This window comes from Aquimarina sp. Aq78, assembly GCF_900299525.1.
In the GTDB taxonomy this organism is placed as follows: domain Bacteria; phylum Bacteroidota; class Bacteroidia; order Flavobacteriales; family Flavobacteriaceae; genus Aquimarina.
In genome coordinates this window covers 590,440-609,938 of sequence record NZ_OMKA01000029.1, presented here as the reverse complement: position 1 = coordinate 609,938, position 19,499 = coordinate 590,440, and the positions used below count along the sequence as shown (strand labels likewise).

The window sequence follows — 19,499 nt, the reverse complement described above, 5'->3', positions numbered from 1 at the left end:
CCAATCAATAAGTCTTCAGGGGAAAACTGTAAGATTGATCTAATACTATACAGTATTTTTAGGCTAGTGTGTCTCAGTTTTACTAAGGTATTTTGCCTTGCAAATCTTAATCCAGTATTATGATTGAAATAAAAGACTTACATAAATCTTACCAAATGGGAAGCAATTCGCTTCATGTACTTAAAGGAATAGATTTTAATGTAAAAGAGGGCGAGTTGGTCGCTATAATGGGATCTTCGGGTTCTGGAAAATCTACATTGTTAAATATCTTAGGAATGTTAGATGAGGCCGATAGCGGAAGCTATTTTTTAGATGAAGTTCCTATAAAAGGATTAAACGAAACTAAAGCAGCACAGTATCGTAACAAATTTTTAGGATTTGTTTTTCAATCTTTCAATTTGATTAACTACAAGACAGCTTTAGAAAATGTTGCCCTTCCATTGTACTACCAACGCAAAAAACGAAAAGAAAGAATTGATACAGCAATGGATTATCTTAGCAAAGTAGGATTGGCAGAATGGGCAACCCACCTACCAAGTGAGCTTTCCGGAGGACAAAAACAACGTGTAGCAATTGCCAGAGCATTAGCTGCAGATCCTAAAGTGTTATTGGCAGATGAGCCCACAGGAGCTTTGGATAGTAAAACTTCGTACGAAGTAATGGATATCATTCAGAATATTAATGATGAAGGCAAAACAATATTAGTAGTAACTCACGAACCAGATATTGCTGATATGTGTAAACGTATAGTACACCTTAAAGATGGTGTTATTGTTGAAGATAAAGAAGTAGAACAAGTTAGAGCATCTCAATATGTTTGATAGAGATAGATGGGGTGAAATATTTGAAGCTATAGGAAAAAATAAGCTACGTACATTCCTTTCTGGGTTTACAGTGGCTTTAGGAATCCTGATCTTTACCATTCTGTTAGGACTGGGTAATGGTCTTCTCAATAGTTTTTTAAGCAGTTTTGTAGATGACGCTCAAAATATCATATTCATTCGTGGAGGAAATACATCAAAAGCGTATAAAGGCTTTCAGGAAAATAGAAGAATTCAGTTTAAAAATGAAGATTTCGAATTTATAAAAAGTAATTATATAGGCAAGGTTGAGTTTGCTACCCCAAGAATATATAGAAATGGTTCTGCAAAATATAAGAAAGAATCTGGTAGCTATAGCATAAGAGCTGTGCATCCAGATCATCAATATCTTGAGAAAACCATAATGATGAACGGACGATATCTTAATGAATCAGATGTTAACGAGCGTACCAAGAACATTGTTATTGGTAGATTAGTAGAGAAAGATCTTTTTAAAAATGAAAAGGCCTTAGGTAAAATGTTAAATGTAGATGGGATAGCCTATAAAATAATTGGAGTTTTTCAAGATAGTGGCGGTGATAATGAAGAGCGAATAATCTATATGCCATATAAAACTGTTCAATTACTCTATGGAAATAATGATCATATTAATCAGATAAACCTATCTTATAATATGGCTATGAGTACCGAGCAGGCTATTGCATTTTCTAAAAAAATTGAAGAAGATTTTAAAGAAAAATTTAAAGTAGCCCCAGATGATCAAAGTGCAATCAGGGTACGAAGTTTTGCAGAAGATATTAAAGAAACTATGGTTATTCTTGGAGGTATTTATATGATCATATTTGTTGTAGGTATAGGGACTCTAATCTCTGGAGTTATTGGTATTGGTAATATCATGACATTTAGTGTTAAAGAACGTACCAAAGAATTAGGAATCAGAAAAGCACTGGGAGCATCACCAAAATCAATCATAGCTATGGTGCTTCAAGAATCAGTTCTGATAACATCTGTTGCAGGATATCTTGGATTAATTTTAGGGATTTTGGCATTAAAACTTATAGGTAACAACCTGGAAGAGTTCTTTATTCTTAACCCTAAAGTTGATACAGGTATTATTATGACTGCAACAATAATATTGATATTTTTTGGTCTTTTAGCGGGATATATTCCAGCAAGAAGAGCAGCAAGAATAAAGCCTATAATTGCATTGAGAGATGAATAACTAAAAATCGAATTGGTATGAAATTTATATTTGAAAGAGATACCTGGCAAGAAATTTATGGAGCTATTCGTAAGAATAAAATAAGAACCATAATTACAGTTATCGGGGTAACCTGGGGAGTGTTTTTATTTGTGTTTCTTTTGGGGATGGCTAAGGGCTTGGATAATAGTTTTAGAAGTCAGTTTAATGATTTTGCAACCAACACGATGTTTGTTTGGGGGCAACAAACCAGTATACCTAACGAAGGTTTTAAAAGAGGGAGACGAATGCAACTCACATTAAATGATGTAGAAACATTAAAATCTCAGGTCGATGATATTGAGTATATCGCCCCTCGTAACGTTACTGGTCAATGGGGAACCCCACCAGGGCAATTTGTAAAAGGTTCTAAGTCAGGAGCATTTAAGGTGTTTGGTGATTATCCAACGATCGACAAAGTATCAAAGAAAAAAATATTTGATGGAGGGAGATTTATTAATGAAGAAGATATAAAATATGAACGTAAGGTCTGTGTGATTGGTGAAGATATCTATAAGCAATTCTATGATAAAGATGAAGAGGCAGTAGGAGACTTTGTGAGAATAAATGGAATTTATTTCAAAGTAATAGGAGTATATAAACCTACTCAATCTGGATTTGAAGGAGATGATTCTATTTTTCTGCCATTCACAACATTTCAAACAATTTTTAACCAAGGTCAAAATATATCCTGGATGGTAATCACCGCCAAACCAGATAAGAATATAGTAAATACAGAAACTACAATAAAAACTACGCTTAAGAGAATGCATAATGTGCACCCAGATGACACTCAGGCTTTTGGGAGTTTTAATCTAGGCGAAGAAGTAGCGAAAATTAATGGATTTCTGGGTGGTATGCGTTTGATTACCTATATCGTAGGAATAGCTACACTTATTGCAGGAGTAATTGCAATAGGTAATGTTCTTTTAATTACAGTTAAAGAGCGTACAAGAGAGATTGGAGTGCGTAGAGCATTGGGGGCGACACCAGCAGAAGTAAGAGGGCAAATCATGTTAGAGTCTGTATTGCTTACTTTTATAGCAGGATTATTAGGTTTTATTTTTGGTACACTGTTACTTTGGGGTATCAATACTGCAATTGGTAATAATGATGATGTGCCCATTTTAAATCCTACAGTCGATTTCTTTGCGGTAGCAGGAGCATTATTGTCAATAGTGTTGTTAGGAACGTTAATAGGACTTATTCCAGCACAAAAAGCAGTAAGTATAAAACCAATAGAAGCATTAAGAGAAGAATAAAATAAATAACCAGAATAATCATCAATCAAAATGAAAAAGTTTTTTAAAATTTTACTAGTTGTAGTTTTCGTGGCCTTACTTGGTTTTTCAGGTAAGTACCTTCTAGATTCTAATAGCAAATCACCGATTGTATTTACTACAGAAAAAGCGTTTAAAACTTCTATTGAAGAAAAAACAGTAGCAACAGGAAAAGTGGTTCCAGAAGATGAAGTGGCAATCAAACCCCAGATCTCAGGAATTATAGAAAAGATTTATGTTGAAGAAGGAGCAGCAATAAAAACCGGAGACTTAATAGCCAAAGTAAAAGTAGTGCCTAATGAACAATCCTTAAACAGTGCCAGAGGACGTGTTAAAAATGCGCAAATTGTTCTGAATAATTCTAAGGTAGAGTACGATAGAAATAAAGCGCTTTTTGATAAAGGAGTAATCTCTAGTCAGGATTTTAATACTGTAGATCTAAGATATAATCAGGCAAAACAAGACCTTTCAAATGCTCAGAGCGATCTTCAGATCATACGATTGGGTTCTGCAGGAGGTTCTTCTACAGCTAATACTAATATACGTGCAACTGTATCAGGAACAATCCTTGAGATTCCTGTTAAAGAAGGAGATCAGGTGATCGAAAGTAATAACTTTAACGATGGAACCACAATTGCTACAATTGCAGATTTGAACAAAATGATTTTTGAAGGAAAAGTAGATGAAGCAGAGGTGAATAAATTAAAAATTGATATGCCTCTAAAAGTTAGTCTGGGAGCAATTCGAGATAAAGAATTTGATGCAAAACTAAAATTCATTGCACCAAAAGGAGATGAAGAACAAGGAGCAGTTCAGTTTAAAATTGAAGGTGAAGTTTTTCTGGATAAATCATACTTTATAAGAGCAGGATATAGTGCAAATGCTTCAATTGTTTTGGAAACAAAGAATGATATTCTCGCTGTAAAAGAAGCCCTTTTACAATTTGATAAAGAAACAGAAGACCCTTATGTAGAAGTACAAACGGGAGATCAAAAGTTTGAAAGAAAAGATGTTGAGATTGGTATTTCTGATGGCATTAATGTTGAGATCCTATCAGGAATAACTGAAGAAGATGATATTAAAGTTTGGAATAAAACCGAGCCAATTAAAAAAGAAGATGAAAAAGGTTAAAACCAGCATGTTTTAAAACAATATTTTTGATAGTAGTTAGGTAATTAAAAATATTTTTTTAAATAATCTGTAACAACATCAATCAAATATATACCTATACCATAGTATGAAAATAATAGTAAAAGATTTAGGCAAGTTCTCGTCACAAAAGGACACTATAGATTTTAAACTTATGAGAGTTAGAATTTTAATTTTATGCATTACATTTTTTGGAGTGCTAGAAACTCAGGCACAAGAAAAGAAGTGGACATTACGCGAATGTGTAGAATATGCTTTAGAAAATAATATTGCGATAAAGCAATCAGCATTAGATGTAGAGGCAACAGAAATTGATAGGATTGATGCTATAGGAAATTTTCTACCTACGTTAAACGCATCTGCTTCTAACTTTTGGAGTTCTGGTTTATCAACAGATCCTATTACAAACGAAAATAAAACACAGACATTTAGAAGTTCTAATTATAATATAAGTGCTGGAATAACCATATTTGGTGGTTTAAGAAATATAAAAAGATTTCAAAGAGCAAAACTTAATAAACTACTAAGTCAATATAACCTCGGTAAGTCTAAAGATGATATCGCGTTATTTGTTGCAAATAGTTATTTGCAGGTCCTTTTAAACAAAGAATCATTAAAAGTAGTAGAGAAACAGCACGAGATTACATTAGAACAATTACAACGTACTAAAGATCTTGTAGAAGCAGGAGTGTTGCCTCAAGGTGATCTTCTCGAAATTGAAGCAACTTCGGCAGATGAATTAACTAGAATTGTGCAGGCAGAAAATGCTGTGCAGATTGCATTAATTGGATTAGCACAACGGTTGCTGATTAAAAATTACGAAGATTTTGATATTATAGAACAAGAGTATCTGGTTCCCGGATCAGAAATGTTAGATAAACCTATAGATCAAGTGATTGCTCAGGCCAGAGAATCAAGATACGAAGTACAGATTGCCGAGCAGAATAAACTTATAGCAGAAAAAGACCTTGAAATTGCAAGAGGAGCATACTATCCTACATTAAATGGTTCTTTTAATTATAATACAAGAGAATCAGGAGCTAAATCTTTTGCACGTATTTTGGATGAGAATAACCCTGTAACAACTCAAAGTATTGGTGTTGTAGAAGCAACAGGGCAGAATGTTATTGGTCAGAGCCCTAATCTACTTCTTGTAGAACAGAATGCTGCATCATATATTGATCAGTTGTATACTAACGATGGGATTTCTTATGGATTATCTCTTCAGGTACCAATTTTCAATGGATTTTCTGCAAGGAATGCTGTAAAAAGAAATAAGGTTAATGTAAAGCGTACAGAATTTCAATTAGAACAAGCAGAATTGGATTTGGATAGTAACGTATACCAGGCATATCTTGATGCAAAAGGAGCTGCAGAGGCATATGAAGCTGCTCAGGTTTCTGTAAAGGCTCAGGAAAGAGCATATGAATATGCAAAAGATCGTTATGATGTAGGACTAACTAATGCATTTGATTTTAGTCAATCAAAATTTAGATTAGAAAATGCTCAGAGCCAGGAAGTACAAAATAAATTTGATTATATTTTTAAATTAAAAGTGCTAGAACTTTATTTCGGAATAAAGATCGCTGATATAAAATTATAGAATAGTGGCATTCGATTTTTTGGCTGCTATATAGAAAAAGATTGTATTTTCATAGAATAGAATTAACGTTAAAGTACGTCATGAATAAAAAAAAATTACTCTTCATTTTAGGTATAGTTGCTGTTGTAATTGTACTACTCGTTTATGGTAAAAAAGCTGGATGGTTTGGTGAAAGCGGAAACTTTAAAGAAGTATCAGTTACCAAAATTGAGAAAATTGATATTGTAGAAACTGTTTCGGCTACGGGTAAAATACAACCCGAAGTAGAGGTTAAACTTTCTTCAGAAGTATCGGGAGAGATTATCGACTTGCCAATCAAAGAAGGCCAACAAGTTCAAAAAGGAGATCTTTTGGTTCGTATAAATCCAGATATTATTCAATCTGGATTAAACAGATCTCAGGCGGCATTAGAAAATGTAAGAGCAGGATTAAGACAGGCCGAAGCTAGTTTAAAAGAATCAAAACTAAGCTATGATCGTAATAAAGCATTGTTTGACAAAGGAGTGATTTCTAAAGCAGATTGGGATAGATCAATCTCGGCATATGAAGGAGCAGAAGCTGCTAAACAATCGGCATATTATAATGTAAGAAGTGCTCAGGCAACTGTTAATGAAGCCAAAGATAATTTAAGCAGAACTACGATATATGCCCCGATGACTGGTACAATTTCTAAGTTGTCTGTAGAACTTGGAGAAAGAGTAGTAGGTACTCAACAAATGGCGGGTACAGAGATTGTACGTGTTGCTGACCTTAGTAATATGGAAGTAGAAGTAGATGTGAATGAAAATGATATCGTTAAAGTTTCAATCGCTGACTCTACTATTGTTGAAGTAGATGCTTATCTAAAGAAACAATTTAAAGGAATTGTTACAGAAATCGCTAACTCTGCAGAAAATGCTGTAAGTGCAGATCAGGTAACTAATTTTAGAGTGAAAGTTCGAATTCTGGAAGAATCATATGCCGATTTAACAGAAGGTAAACCCGAAAACTATTCTCCGTTTAGACCAGGTATGACAGCTACAGTCGATGTTATTACTGATAAAAGAAAGGATGTAATAGGAGTTCCTATAAGCTCAATAGTAATTAAAAATGATACTTCAGCTATAAAAGAAATCTCATCTAAGGATAAAATCTCATCAGATACCAATAAAAAATTCGAATGTGTGTTCGTTAAGAATGGCGAAACAGCAAAATTAAGAGTGATAAAAACAGGTATCCAGGATGATAGTAATATTGAGATAACTAGCGGATTGAAAGAAGGAGATGAGGTTATAACAGGGCCCTATAATGTGGTTACCAAAATACTTAAAACAGGAGATAAGGTAACTACCGAGAAAGAGAAAAAATCTACCAAATAAAAATACGATCAAAAGTTAGGTATTAATCAAAATATCTATCAGTTAAAACTTCAGTATAATATTTAGTAAAGGACACATCTAATTAGATAAACAATTTTGTCTAATTAGATTATCTTTGCCTAAATTTTTGATAAATGGCCTATATCCTTTGCATAGAAACTTCAACAACCAATTGTTCTGTAGCTTTAGCTAATGGCGAAGAGGTGATTGGATTAATAGAGGATTATGATAGTACATATTCTCATGCAGAACGGTTGCATAATTTTATAGATAAAGTTATCAAAGAAGCTGGGTTGACCCCAAAGGATCTTTCTGCGGTTTCGGTTAGCAAGGGTCCTGGGTCATATACGGGATTAAGAATAGGAGTGTCTGCAGCAAAAGGTTTATGTTATGCATTAGATATACCATTACTATCTGTTTCTACTCTTCACTCATTAGCACTACAAGTATCACAGGAAAATGATAGCTACATTGTCCCTATGCTTGATGCTCGAAGAATGGAGGTGTATTCTGCTGTATTTACTAATACTTATGAAGAAATAAGAAAGACAGAGGCAGAGATTCTTATTGGTACTTCTTTTGAAACATATTTGCAGGAGAAAAAAGTATATTTCATAGGAAACGGTGTAGAAAAATTTTCAGCTATTTGTAGCGATGCTAATGCTGTATTTATACAAAACAAATTGCCATCTGCAAATGAGATGGCAATGTTAAGTTATCCTAAATTTTTGAAAAAAGATTTTGAAGATGTTAGTTACCTCGACCCGTATTACTTAAAAGACTTTGTGACGGGCTAGAATCAGAGCTTTTTAGAGCATTATATCTAGCAACAAGTCGAATTAAATCTTCTTCTTTTCTCAAACGAATTCTTTCCTTTTTTAAATAAGTTTTTAATTCGTTTTCTTTATCATTAAATGCTGCAAGCATTTCTTTTTTGTTCATAGGTAATTCCATGATAACACCCGATTCTTCTAGATAATAGGAGGTAAGCATTCTAAGTGTACCTGGATCAGAAGGACCACTGATTATCGGGCCTGTTTTTTCGGGATCTTTTACCTTGAGTGTAAATTTTTTATAAATACGATATTTATCGGTTAATTCTACTAATACATAGTAGCCATCTCTATTGCTTCCTCGTTGATTTTTGAATTCACAGTAATAAAAATAATCACCATCAATTCGAGCATGAATAGTTGGGCTTTTAACCACTTCGTATAATTTGGATTGCGAATTATATTCAAGAGCATCAGAATAGATGTTATATTTAAGTTTAGCATCAAAAGTTCCTGATTTTTCATCAATAACACTAGATTCTTTATAACGACTCTTCATATAAATACTACCATCATATTCATCATATAAAGAAACTCTGGTAGTAGGTGTAAGTAAATTTCGGGGTAATTGAGCAAATAATGCCGACGATGCTGTTAAGCATAAAAAAAGTAATATTCTTCTCATAGTTTTTCGATTTAGGTATGATAAACTTAAAGAAATAACACTTTAAATACAAATATTATGCTTTTTTGATCAAATTTTTACGAATTTCATAATTCAAACACATGAAGCGTTAAATTATTAGGAGTAAAATTGCAATTTTAACAAATAATTCACATACAATTTTTACGGTAAAACCGTAAAAATTGTAAGATTTAGACTACTAACTTGCTGTTTGTCTATGGTTTAATGTGTTTAAAAAACCTGTGAAATACACTTTTTTAACATTTATTGAGTGACTCAAAATGAAAAAATGATTGAGCATTTTATGAACACATTATTGAAAAAAGGTTTTATAATGTGCTATAGAAATTTATTAATTTAGCCAAATCTTTTTCTTTCTTTAAACTTAATTTTTCTTTACCAATAAAATCTTTTACTTCTTTTTGATTTTCAGGAAAGATACTTACCGTTTTCTTTTTACTTGAACTAACAGGGAATAGTTTTTCGTTTATTTCTATATAATAGGTCTGTTGATCTGTAAACTTTGCAGGAGTATTTTTATGGTATGAAGTATTTGCAATTTTGGCTTTGGTATATTTTTTTACAAGTAATTTGTATAAACTAATTTTAGCATTACCTCTTAGTTTGACTAAATACCCCTTCTTTGTTTGGTCGTTTAAATCTTTGTACTTCTTGTAATGATATTCTTTATTATTAATACGAGCATATATATGTTCACTCTTAAGAAGACCATGTAATTCGGTAACTTCTGAGGTTTTACTTACTTCTATTTGATCGTCAAATACATTATATCGTAAAAATAATTTTTGAATTTTTTGTTTAGAATTCGTATGTACAATTTCTCCTAATTCAAACTTTTCGTTTTCATATGGAGATCCTTTTGTTTTACTATGAATATCATTTGATTTTTTAAAGTCTTTAACATTATTGTGTGTTTGAAATAAAGGAGTTAAAAAATCTGCATGAGCAGTTCCTATTTGAGCATTAACGGCAAATACAAACATGGAAGCTATAAAAAATAAGATCATTTTTTTCATAATAAGTGAATTTTGGATTAGTGTTAAAATACTGTTTTAGATAAATTTGGTTCAAAAACCACGCCAATTTAATTTAAAATTCAATATTGATTTCAGTTGAATCCCTTATGAGCTTTTCTCAAAGGTATTTACTCTAAAGGTAAAATGTTTTTAAATTCTTCAACCGGATATTTACATGAATTGTTTACGCATAAATAAAACAAAGTTTTGTCTTTAACAAATCTGTTTTTTAATAAGGCTGTATCAGAATCTGATGTACCCCCCGCCATTAGTTTATTTGGAATATAAATTTGACTGACTTCTTTTAATTTAATTTTTGCTTCTTTACCTATAATAACCAATTCATAAAAGTCAAAAGAAAAATTAAGCATAAGGTCTAACCAATTAGAGTATCCTGATGCATAAGACTTGATTTTCGGTTTAATATTATGTAACATTTGTTCACTTATTTCTTTGTAATTAGAACGATCATAATAATGAGATAGTAGAAATAAGTTCTTAGCCATAATCGAATTGGATGCCGGGATTACATTATCACTATATTCTATAGTGCGAGTAATGAGTTTTGGATCTTGATCAGAAGTGAAATAGAATATGTTTTTATTCTCATTAAAAAAGTGACTTAAAGTATATTGTGTAAGTTGCTCTGATATTTCTAGCCATTCTGGATCAAATGTATTTTGGTATAAGGCTATAAAGGCTTCGATAACTAGTGCATAATCTTCTAAATACCCATTAATGGTACTTTTACCATTTTTGTAGTTATGAAATAAAGAAGTATCGGTTTTTAACTGAGTAGTTTTGATGAAATTTGCATTTTTTATAGCAGCATCCAAAAACTTTTTCTCTCCAAAAACTCTATAAGCATCCAGGTAACCTTTTAACATTAAAGCATTCCAGGAGGTTAAAGTTTTATCATCTAATCGTGGCCGAGACCGTTTTTCACGTTCATGAAGTAAAACTTTTTTCCATTGAGAGATTTTTTTTATCAAGACTTCGCTGTCGATATTATTTTTATCACAAAACTTTTGATGAGTATCCTTTCTAATTAAAACATAGTTTTCTTTTTCCCAGAAACCGTATGAATTTATATTATAATAATCAGCAAAGAGGGGATAGTCATCATCTGGTACTATATTTTTTAGTTCTTCTTTGGTCCATACATAAAAAGCTCCTTCTTCTAATTCTCCGTCCAGAGTTTTACTATCTGCATCCAGGGATGAATAAAAGGCACCTTCTTTATTAGTGAGTTCTCTTGATATAAAATCCAGAGTTTCATATACCACATCCTTAAACCAGGGATCATTGGTGATCAAAAAAGCATCAGAATACAGACTTACCAATTGCGCATTATCATATAACATTTTCTCGAAATGAGGAACATGCCATTTCCCATCAGTAGAGTATCGCGCAAATCCTCCCCCAACATGATCATATACCCCACCATATGATATTTTTATCAAAGTATTTTTTACAAAATCTAATAGCGTTTCGTCTTTGGTTTGATAGGCATATCGAAGAAGAAAATGATAATTATTTGGCATCATAAATTTTGGAACTCGTTTTGTACCTCCTTTTTGATGGTCAAAATGAGAACTCCATTCTTTTACAGAAGATGCTATAAATTCTTTGTCAAAATTAATAGCATTAGTATTTACCTCGATGAGGTCTACAGCTTTAATTCCTTGTTCCAGTTTTTCGGCATATTCTATTAACTTATCGGGTTGTTTTTCATATAAGTTTGAAATTTGTTTTAATGCATCAACCCAATTCCCTTTAGGAAAATAAGTACCTCCCCAAACAGGTCTTCCGTCGGGTAATATAACCATATTAAGAGGCCAACCACCACTACCAGTCATTAATTGTACAGCACTCATATATACCTGATCTATGTCTGGTCGTTCTTCACGATCTACTTTAATATTTACATAGTTAGCATTCATGATTTCTGCTACTTTTGGGTCTTCAAAACTTTCATGTTCCATAACATGACACCAATGACAAGCTGCGTATCCTATGCTTACAATGATAAGCTTGTTTTCTTTTTTAGCTTGTTGTAGTGCTTCTTCTCCCCAAGGTTTCCAATTCACGGGATTGTGTGCATGTTGCAAGAGGTATGGACTGGTTTCATGAATAAGATCATTAGTATAGGTATGTTGTTCCATAGGAGATTTGTTTTGACTTGTGCATGTTGTGAACAATAATGATAATATAAAGAGGTATGAATATTTCACCAGAGTCGATTTTAGTAATGTATAAAAATATAAAAAGCATCCTGAATAATTCAGGATGCTTTTTATAAAGAAGAAATAAAATTATTATTTTACTTCAAAAGAGATTTTTAAGTTCACTCTAAATTCGGATACGTCATCATTTTTGACCACTACGCTTTGATCAACTATATATGCCGATTTAATATTTTTTACCGATTTGCTAGCTTGTTTCACTGCATTTTTGGTTGCATCTTCCCAGCTTTTTTCAGAATTCGCTAGAACTTCAATAACTTTAATAATTGCCATTTTTATGAGTTTTTAAATTAATTTTTTTAAAGAGTCTCTAAGATACAATAAACAGTTGCTTTTCGGAAAAAATAGCATGTATTCTTTTATATGATTTTTCGATATAATTATCAATTTATCGTTTAAAAGCATGCCAGTTAAATTTTTGATAGAAAACTATTATTCTGCGCCTATCAATTTTTTATATCCATCAGCATTTAATAAGGCATCAATTTCGTCTGGATTAGAGATCTCTATTTTAGCAAGCCAACCATTGGTATAAGGATCAGAATTTACCATTTCTGGATTTGACTCCAGTTCTTCATTAACTTCGATAACAGTACCTGAAATGGGCATAAAAATATCAGAAACAGTCTTAACCGCTTCAATGGACCCCATTACTTCTCCTTCATTAAGTTCTTCATCCAAAGATTCGAGCTCTACATAAACGATATCTCCTAACTCACCTTGTGCAAAATCGGTAATACCTATATGTGCAATATTATTCTCTATTCTGATCCATTCGTGATCTTTACTATACTTTAATTCTTCTGGTATATTCATAGTTTTATTTTTTTATGAAGGGTGTTTTTTTAACTACTGCTTTGATACGCTTATTTCGAATTTCGATAAAAATAGTACTGTCTGCTTTAGCATGGGAAACCGTTACATAGCCAAGCCCTATTCCTTTTTCTAATATAGGTGATTGACTTCCGGAAGTTACTTTTCCGATGAGTTCATCATTTTCATTATATATTGTATATCCAGCTCTAGGGATACCTTTTTCTATCATTTCAAAACCAACTAATCTTTTGGTAATCCCTTCTGCTTTTTGTTTTTGTAAGGCTTCAGAATTGATAAAAGGTTTAGTGAATTTTGTAATCCAACCTAACCCCGCTTCTAATGGAGAGGTAGTGTCATCAATATCGTTTCCGTACAAACAGAATCCCATTTCTAATCGTAATGTATCTCTTGCTCCAAGTCCGATAGGTTGAATGTTATCTTCTTTTCCGGTTTCAAGAATTGCATCCCAAAGTTGTTCTGCTCCAGAATTAGGCACGTAAAGCTCAAAACCTCCTGCACCTGTATATCCTGTAGCAGAAATAATTACATCTTGTATTCCTGCAATTTCCCCCATAACAAAAGTGTAGTATGGGATATCAGCAAGAGTTACTTTGGTAAGTTTTTGTAATACTTGACTTGCAAGTGGACCTTGTACAGCAAAAAGTGACATCTCATTAGAACGATCAATCATTTCTACATTATCGGTATTATGACTTTTTATCCAGTTCCAATCCTTATCAATGTTAGAGGCATTAACTACCAATAGATATTCTTGATCATCTAGTTTATAGATAATAAGATCATCTACAACACCGCCTTTATCATTAGGCATACAAGAATACTGTGCACTTCCAATGTTTAGTTTGGTAGCGTCATTACTACTTATTTTCTGAATTAAATCTAACGCTTTAGGGCCCCTAAGGATAAATTCACCCATATGCGATACATCAAATATACCAACACCTTCTCTTACGGTTTTATGTTCTTGTACTACAGAGGTATATTGAAGTGGCATTAAATATCCTGCAAATGGGACCATTTTTGCTCCCAATTCTTGGTGCTTAGCTTCGAGAGCTATGCTTGTTAGTTCTGTTTCCATATTAGTTTATAGTTATTTCTGTATTCTTTGTATCTTCTTCAAAAGCCGAAACAGGTAGACAACTGCACATTAAATTTCTGTCTCCATGGGCATCATTTACACGACCTACACTAGGCCAGAATTTATTACTTTTTATATGAGGTAAGGGAAAAGCAGCTTTGGTTCGGGAATACGGCATATCCCAATTATCCTGAGCAATAAAATCCATCGTATGAGGTGCATTTTTTAGGACGTTTTGATCTCTAGAGGCAACTCCATTTGTTATTTCTTCTATTTCACTTCTGATACTGATCATAGCATCAATAAAACGATCGAGCTCTTCTACGGTTTCACTTTCTGTAGGTTCTATCATAATCGTTCCTGCAACAGGAAATGATACAGTTGGCGCATGAAACCCATAATCCATAAGTCTTTTTGCAATATCAGTTACGGTAATATCCTCTTCTTTAAATGCTCTACAGTCGATTATAAGCTCATGAGCATTACGTCCGTTTTCTCCAGTAAATAGGATAGGGTAATGATCTACAAGTTTTTCTTTAATGTAATTAGCATTTAGAATTGCCATTTCTGTCGCAGAGGTTAATCCTTCGCCACCCATTAATGCAATATATGCATAGGAGATAGAAAGAATACTTGCACTACCCCAAGGTGCTGCAGAGATAGCTGCGATAGCTTTTTCTCCTCCCGCGTTTTTTACCACAGCGTTACCAGGTATAAACGGAGCAAGTTCTTTACTTACTGCAATAGGACCCATTCCTGGTCCACCACCACCGTGTGGGATACAAAAGGTTTTATGAAGGTTAAGATGACATACATCTCCACCGATAATTCCAGGGCTTGTTAACCCTAGTTGAGCGTTTAGATTTGCTCCATCCAGGTATACTTTCCCTCCATTATTATGAATAATCTCACAAGCTTCTTTGATGTTTTCTTCAAAAACACCATGAGTAGAAGGGTAGGTAACCATTAATGCCATTAAATTATCTTTATGCTTTTCTGCTTTAGCACGCAAGTCATCAATATCTATATCTCCATTTTCTCTACAGGATACAATAACTACTTGTTGACCCGCCATAGTTGCTGTTGCTGGATTGGTACCGTGCGCAGAGGATGGGATAAGGGTTATATTTCTGTGGGTTTGATTTTTATCTGCATAATATGCTTTTATAACCATTAAACCAGCGAGTTCTCCCTGAGCTCCACTATTTGGTTGTAGAGAGGTGGTATATAAACCAGTGATTTCTGCTAACCAAGAGGCCAAATGTTCAAACATTTGATGATATCCTTTTGCTTGATTTGTTGGTACAAAAGGATGAATATTAGCTAATTCACCCCACGATAAAGGCATCATCTCTGTAGTTGCATTAAGTTTCATGGTGCATGAACCTAAGGCAATCATAGAATGTACTAATGAGAGATCTTTATTTTCTAATCTTTTTAGATATCTAAGCATTTCATGCTCTGCCTGATAAGAATTAAATACAGGGTGTTCTAAATAAGAAGATTTTCTTTTTAAAGAAGCAGGGATTGCTGTTGTGTCAATTTTCCAATCTGTTATTTTTACAGCTTTACCCTTTGCAGTAGCAAAGATTTCGGTGATGTCTTGTAGATCTGCTAATGTTGTCTTCTCATGTAGTGATATTCCTATATGATTATCATCAAAATATCTGAAATTAATTTCTTTATCCAGCGCTAATTTTTTGATACTTTCTTTGTCCTCAACTTTAATCTTTAAAGTGTCAAAAAAATGAGTGTTAGTTTGCGTATATCCAAGTTTTTCTAATTCCTGATTAAGCTTAGCTGTTGATAAATGGATTTTATTGGCGATCCGAGATAGTCCATCTTTCCCGTGATACACAGCATACATACCAGCCATTACAGCAAGTAATACCTGTGCGGTACAGATATTTGAGGTAGCTTTTTCTCGTTTAATGTGTTGCTCTCTGGTTTGTAGTGCCATTCGATATGCAGGACGACCATGGCTATCTTCTGTTACTCCAATAATTCTACCAGGAATATGACGTTTATATACTTCTTTTGTAGCAAAATATGCAGCATGTGGCCCTCCATATCCTAGGGGTACTCCAAATCTTTGTGAAGTACCTACAACTACATCTACTCCCATTTCGCCTGGTGCAGTAATATGTGTTAATGCCATTAGATCTGATGCTACTGCAATTTTTACTTCATGCTTTTGTGCTTCAGTAATATAAGATGCTGGATCTGTAATTGCGCCATCACTATCCGGATATTGGATAAGAAGTCCGAAAAGATCTGGATTTGAGATATCAAGTTCAGCGATATCTCCAACAATTACATTAATACCGATAGGTTCTGCACGACCTATGATAAGCTCTATGGTATGCGGAAATGTTTTTTTATCAATGAAAAATGTACTGGCTTGTTTTTTTGCTCTGCTTTTTACACGATATAGAAGTGTCATGGCTTCTGCTGCAGCCGTAGCTTCATCCAAAAGAGAAGCATTAGCTAGTTCCATTCCTGTAAGATCTGTAATCATGGTTTGATAATTGATCAAGGCTTCTAATCTACCTTGTGCTATCTCTGCCTGATACGGTGTGTAAGCAGTATACCAAGCTGGATTCTCAAGAATATTTCGCTGAATAACTGGCGGTACAATACAGTCGTGATATCCCATTCCTATAAATGAACGGAATACTTTATTGTTTTCCATCATAGATTTGAAGTTGGTAAGGAACTCCAATTCTGTTTGAGCTGCTGGTAATGCTAATGGTTTTGTAGAACGAATGTTTTTTGGAACCGTTTCATCAATTAACTGTGTTAATGATGAAACACCAATCACGTTTAGCATTTGACCAATTTCCTTTTTACCTGGGCCTATATGCCTTGGTAGGAATTCTTGTTTAAGTGTACTTAGATCTTTCATAATATAACTATCCGCTAGATTGTTTTTATTTATACAAAGGAAATTTTTTCATCCAGTTATTTACTTCTGTTTTGATAGATGAAATCTTAGAATCATTATTATGGTTTGATAATACTTCATCTATAAAACCAACCATGGTATACATATCATTTTCTTTCATTCCTCTTGTAGTAATGGCAGATGTTCCTAATCGCATACCAGACGTTACAAATGGTGATTTATCATCAAAGGGAACCATGTTTTTGTTAATTGTAATATCTGCTTTTATCAATGTGTTTTCTGCTAATTTTCCTGTGATGTCTTTTGATCGCAGATCAATAAGAGCCATATGGTTATCGGTTCCGTTAGAGATAATATCATACCCTCTTTCTATTAAGGCAGCACACATTGCTTTGGCATTTTTTGCTACTTGTTCTACATATACTTTATAGTCATCTGTAAGTGCTTCGCCAAATGCAACTGCCTTTGCTGCGATTACGTGCTCTAATGGTCCTCCTTGAGTTCCAGGGAAAACAGCCATATCTAAAACATTAGACATCATTTTGATTACTCCTTTTTTGGTAGCATGGCCCCATGGATTTTCAAAATCTTGCCCCATCATAATCATTCCTCCTCTTGGGCCTCTCAATGTTTTGTGTGTTGTGGTAGTTACAATATCACAATGTTTTATAGGATCATTTAATAGACCTTTAGCAATTAATCCTGCCGGATGAGAGATATCTGCTAATAATAAAGCTCCTGTCTGATCTGCTATAGCTCTTAATCTTTCATAATCCCAATCACGACTATAGGCAGATGCTCCGCAAACAATTAATTTAGGCTTTTCTCTTTCTGCTGTTTCTGCAACGGTATCCCAATTGATAAGACCTGTTTCTTGTTCTACTCCATAGAAACTTGGTTGATAAAGTTTACCGGAAAAGTTAACCGGTGATCCATGAGTAAGGTGGCCTCCGTGTGATAGGTCAAAACCTAGTATTTTATCACCTGGATTAAGACAGCCTAGCATTACAGCTGCGTTTGCTTGTGCTCCAGAGTGCGGTTGTACATTTACCCATTCTGCTCCAAAGAGTTTTGCAGCTCTATCTATAGCAAGTGTTTCTACCTTATCGACTACTTCACAACCACCATAATATCTTTTTCCAGGAAGCCCTTCTGCATATTTATTGGTTAGAGAAGAACCCATGGCCGCCATAACCTGCTTAGATGTAAAGTTTTCTGAGGCAATTAGTTCTATTCCATGTTCTTGACGTTCTGTTTCTTCTGTGATAAGGTTTTTTATCTCATTGTCCTGAATATCTTGTACCATATTTTCTTTTTTTTAGCATATTATATCCAATATTGAGCATCGGATTTTGGTTACTGTATTTTTTTTGACGTATAAGATTTTTATGAATCAAAAATTAACGGATGCAAATTGTGAAGAATAAAATTGAAAAAATAGTACAAAATTGCAATCGAATATTTGTATCGATTTAATAAAATGAAAACGGAGATAGAATGCTGTTTTGTAGTTTGTAAGGGGATATTTTAGGTAATTACCTTATTGGCAAATTGTTTAGGGGTAATACCTATTATTTTTTTAAAATGCCGGGTAAAATGACTTTGGTCAAAAAAACCAGACTGATACGCAACTTCTGTTGCTGATAATCTTTCTGTTAGTAGTTTTTTGGCTTTTTCTATTCTAAGATTTACTAAATATTGATGTGGAGGTAGTTGATATTGTTTTTTAAAAGATTTGATCAATCCGTATTCTGAAATGCCTGTTAAGTTAGAAAGATCATGTGTCGAAACTTCTTCAAGATAATGGTCGTGTAAATATTCTTTGATTTGCCGTGCAACAATAAGTTTTTCTGAAATTGGTTCATTATTTATTTCAGTATACGCATACCTTTGGATAAGCTCTTTAAGAAAGTCCATAAGTAAACATTCGGACTTTGGATTATGTTGATTGTAAATCAAATTCGGAAATACGGCTTTCCCTTTTTTGAATAATACCTTATTGTTTATAATATTTTCTTTGAAAATAGGTAACTCTATAGGCAGATTTAGAGTATCCATAGCCTTTTTCATGATCCCAATAGGAACATACATAGTAAGAAAGTTCCATGGAGAATTATTCACGGGTTTTCCAGTGTGTACTTCATAGGGATTGAAAACAAGGATTGAGCCAGTGGATAAAATAAAATTAGAAGAATCGTTAGAATAATCACCAATACCATAATCCATAAAAATTATAGTATAACTTTCATGAAAATGAGGTTTAAATTGATGAGATGTAAATGATCCTTTAAATAACTCTAAATTATCGAGAGCGTTATTTATAAAATGCTGGACATTATTATGTTTATTTTTGTCATACATTATCCCAATAATTTATTTTGAGTGATTCATTCATCATCCAAAACCCAAAAAATATTTTCTTGGGATGATTCTTAATTTACACTAATAAAAAATAGTTTGTACTTCTTTTAAGTAGCTAATATATGT

At 33.3% G+C, this 19,499-nt stretch carries 16 protein-coding genes; 7 read left to right on the top strand and 9 right to left on the bottom strand.

Annotation, left to right across the window (positions count from 1 at the left end; translation table 11 throughout):
* The first annotated feature begins 119 nt into the window (after positions 1 to 119).
* The 7 genes from DG435_RS22025 (at position 120) to tsaB (ending at position 8,248) form a co-directional block, all read left to right on the top strand.
* Positions 120 to 821, top strand: coding sequence for an ABC transporter ATP-binding protein (locus DG435_RS22025; protein ID WP_024771596.1), 702 nt, complete (start codon positions 120 to 122; stop codon positions 819 to 821).
* A complete protein-coding gene (locus tag DG435_RS22020; protein ID WP_024771595.1) occupies positions 814 to 2,043 on the top strand; it encodes an ABC transporter permease in 1,230 nt (409 codons plus the stop codon). Before DG435_RS22025 ends, DG435_RS22020 begins: the two co-directional genes overlap by 8 nt.
* Before the next feature lie 17 nt (positions 2,044 to 2,060).
* Positions 2,061 to 3,323, top strand: coding sequence for an ABC transporter permease (locus tag DG435_RS22015; RefSeq protein ID WP_024771594.1), 1,263 nt, complete (start codon positions 2,061 to 2,063; stop codon positions 3,321 to 3,323).
* Between the two features lie 30 nt (positions 3,324 to 3,353).
* Positions 3,354 to 4,472, top strand: coding sequence for an efflux RND transporter periplasmic adaptor subunit (locus DG435_RS22010; protein WP_106793848.1), 1,119 nt, complete (start codon positions 3,354 to 3,356; stop codon positions 4,470 to 4,472).
* A 106-nt stretch (positions 4,473 to 4,578) separates the two neighbouring features.
* Positions 4,579 to 6,093, top strand: a complete 1,515-nt coding sequence (locus tag DG435_RS22005; protein WP_234387144.1) for a TolC family protein — start codon at positions 4,579 to 4,581, stop codon at positions 6,091 to 6,093.
* A gap of 80 nt (positions 6,094 to 6,173) precedes the next feature.
* Positions 6,174 to 7,451 carry an efflux RND transporter periplasmic adaptor subunit gene (locus tag DG435_RS22000; RefSeq protein WP_106793847.1) on the top strand — a complete coding sequence of 426 codons (1,278 nt, stop codon included), beginning with the start codon at positions 6,174 to 6,176 and terminating at the stop codon, positions 7,449 to 7,451.
* Positions 7,452 to 7,585: 134 nt separating this feature from the next.
* A complete protein-coding gene (tsaB, locus tag DG435_RS21995; protein ID WP_106793846.1) occupies positions 7,586 to 8,248 on the top strand; it encodes a tRNA (adenosine(37)-N6)-threonylcarbamoyltransferase complex dimerization subunit type 1 TsaB in 663 nt (220 codons plus the stop codon).
* Here the strand turns inward: tsaB and DG435_RS21990 are convergent.
* The 9 genes from DG435_RS21990 to DG435_RS21950 form a co-directional block, all read right to left on the bottom strand.
* Positions 8,202 to 8,909, bottom strand: coding sequence for a hypothetical protein (locus tag DG435_RS21990; RefSeq protein ID WP_024771589.1), 708 nt, complete (start codon positions 8,907 to 8,909; stop codon positions 8,202 to 8,204). The genes tsaB and DG435_RS21990 overlap by 47 nt on opposite strands.
* A gap of 329 nt (positions 8,910 to 9,238) precedes the next feature.
* On the bottom strand, positions 9,239 to 9,946 hold the full coding sequence (locus DG435_RS21985; RefSeq protein WP_106793845.1) for a hypothetical protein: 708 nt from the start codon (positions 9,944 to 9,946) through the stop codon (positions 9,239 to 9,241).
* 128 nt (positions 9,947 to 10,074) lie between these two features.
* Complete coding sequence (locus DG435_RS21980; protein WP_106793844.1) at positions 10,075 to 12,111, bottom strand: thioredoxin domain-containing protein; 2,037 nt, start codon at positions 12,109 to 12,111, stop codon at positions 10,075 to 10,077.
* A 153-nt stretch (positions 12,112 to 12,264) separates the two neighbouring features.
* Positions 12,265 to 12,465, bottom strand: a complete 201-nt coding sequence (locus DG435_RS21975) for a dodecin family protein (RefSeq protein WP_024771586.1) — start codon at positions 12,463 to 12,465, stop codon at positions 12,265 to 12,267.
* Between the two features lie 159 nt (positions 12,466 to 12,624).
* Positions 12,625 to 13,008 carry a glycine cleavage system protein GcvH gene (gcvH, locus tag DG435_RS21970; RefSeq protein ID WP_024771585.1) on the bottom strand — a complete coding sequence of 128 codons (384 nt, stop codon included), beginning with the start codon at positions 13,006 to 13,008 and terminating at the stop codon, positions 12,625 to 12,627.
* A gap of 4 nt (positions 13,009 to 13,012) precedes the next feature.
* Complete coding sequence (gene gcvT / locus DG435_RS21965; RefSeq protein WP_106793843.1) at positions 13,013 to 14,107, bottom strand: glycine cleavage system aminomethyltransferase GcvT; 1,095 nt, start codon at positions 14,105 to 14,107, stop codon at positions 13,013 to 13,015.
* Position 14,108: 1 nt separating this feature from the next.
* Positions 14,109 to 17,012, bottom strand: a complete 2,904-nt coding sequence (gene gcvP / locus DG435_RS21960; RefSeq protein ID WP_106793842.1) for an aminomethyl-transferring glycine dehydrogenase — start codon at positions 17,010 to 17,012, stop codon at positions 14,109 to 14,111.
* Positions 17,013 to 17,037: 25 nt separating this feature from the next.
* On the bottom strand, positions 17,038 to 18,318 hold the full coding sequence (gene glyA / locus DG435_RS21955) for a serine hydroxymethyltransferase (RefSeq protein ID WP_106793841.1): 1,281 nt from the start codon (positions 18,316 to 18,318) through the stop codon (positions 17,038 to 17,040).
* A 221-nt stretch (positions 18,319 to 18,539) separates the two neighbouring features.
* Positions 18,540 to 19,373 (bottom strand): AraC family transcriptional regulator, encoded by an 834-nt coding sequence (locus DG435_RS21950; protein ID WP_106793840.1) that lies wholly within the window; start codon positions 19,371 to 19,373, stop codon positions 18,540 to 18,542.
* Positions 19,374 to 19,499: the final 126 nt, after the last annotated feature.

What these genes read in the sequence shown, in the direction of transcription:
- DG435_RS22025 (WP_024771596.1), top strand. Translation starts at nt 120, where the DNA reads ATGATTGAAATAAAAGACTTACATAAATCTTACCAAATGGGAAGCAAT.
- DG435_RS22020 (WP_024771595.1), top strand. Translation starts at nt 814, where the DNA reads ATGTTTGATAGAGATAGATGGGGTGAAATATTTGAAGCTATAGGAAAA.
- DG435_RS22015 (WP_024771594.1), top strand. Translation starts at nt 2,061, where the DNA reads ATGAAATTTATATTTGAAAGAGATACCTGGCAAGAAATTTATGGAGCT.
- DG435_RS22010 (WP_106793848.1), top strand. Translation starts at nt 3,354, where the DNA reads ATGAAAAAGTTTTTTAAAATTTTACTAGTTGTAGTTTTCGTGGCCTTA.
- DG435_RS22005 (WP_234387144.1), top strand. Translation starts at nt 4,579, where the DNA reads ATGAAAATAATAGTAAAAGATTTAGGCAAGTTCTCGTCACAAAAGGAC.
- DG435_RS22000 (WP_106793847.1), top strand. Translation starts at nt 6,174, where the DNA reads ATGAATAAAAAAAAATTACTCTTCATTTTAGGTATAGTTGCTGTTGTA.
- tsaB (WP_106793846.1), top strand. Translation starts at nt 7,586, where the DNA reads ATGGCCTATATCCTTTGCATAGAAACTTCAACAACCAATTGTTCTGTA.
- DG435_RS21990 (WP_024771589.1), bottom strand. Translation starts at nt 8,909, where the DNA reads ATGAGAAGAATATTACTTTTTTTATGCTTAACAGCATCGTCGGCATTA.
- DG435_RS21985 (WP_106793845.1), bottom strand. Translation starts at nt 9,946, where the DNA reads ATGAAAAAAATGATCTTATTTTTTATAGCTTCCATGTTTGTATTTGCC.
- DG435_RS21980 (WP_106793844.1), bottom strand. Translation starts at nt 12,111, where the DNA reads ATGGAACAACATACCTATACTAATGATCTTATTCATGAAACCAGTCCA.
- DG435_RS21975 (WP_024771586.1), bottom strand. Translation starts at nt 12,465, where the DNA reads ATGGCAATTATTAAAGTTATTGAAGTTCTAGCGAATTCTGAAAAAAGC.
- gcvH (WP_024771585.1), bottom strand. Translation starts at nt 13,008, where the DNA reads ATGAATATACCAGAAGAATTAAAGTATAGTAAAGATCACGAATGGATC.
- gcvT (WP_106793843.1), bottom strand. Translation starts at nt 14,107, where the DNA reads ATGGAAACAGAACTAACAAGCATAGCTCTCGAAGCTAAGCACCAAGAA.
- gcvP (WP_106793842.1), bottom strand. Translation starts at nt 17,012, where the DNA reads ATGAAAGATCTAAGTACACTTAAACAAGAATTCCTACCAAGGCATATA.
- glyA (WP_106793841.1), bottom strand. Translation starts at nt 18,318, where the DNA reads ATGGTACAAGATATTCAGGACAATGAGATAAAAAACCTTATCACAGAA.
- DG435_RS21950 (WP_106793840.1), bottom strand. Translation starts at nt 19,373, where the DNA reads ATGTATGACAAAAATAAACATAATAATGTCCAGCATTTTATAAATAAC.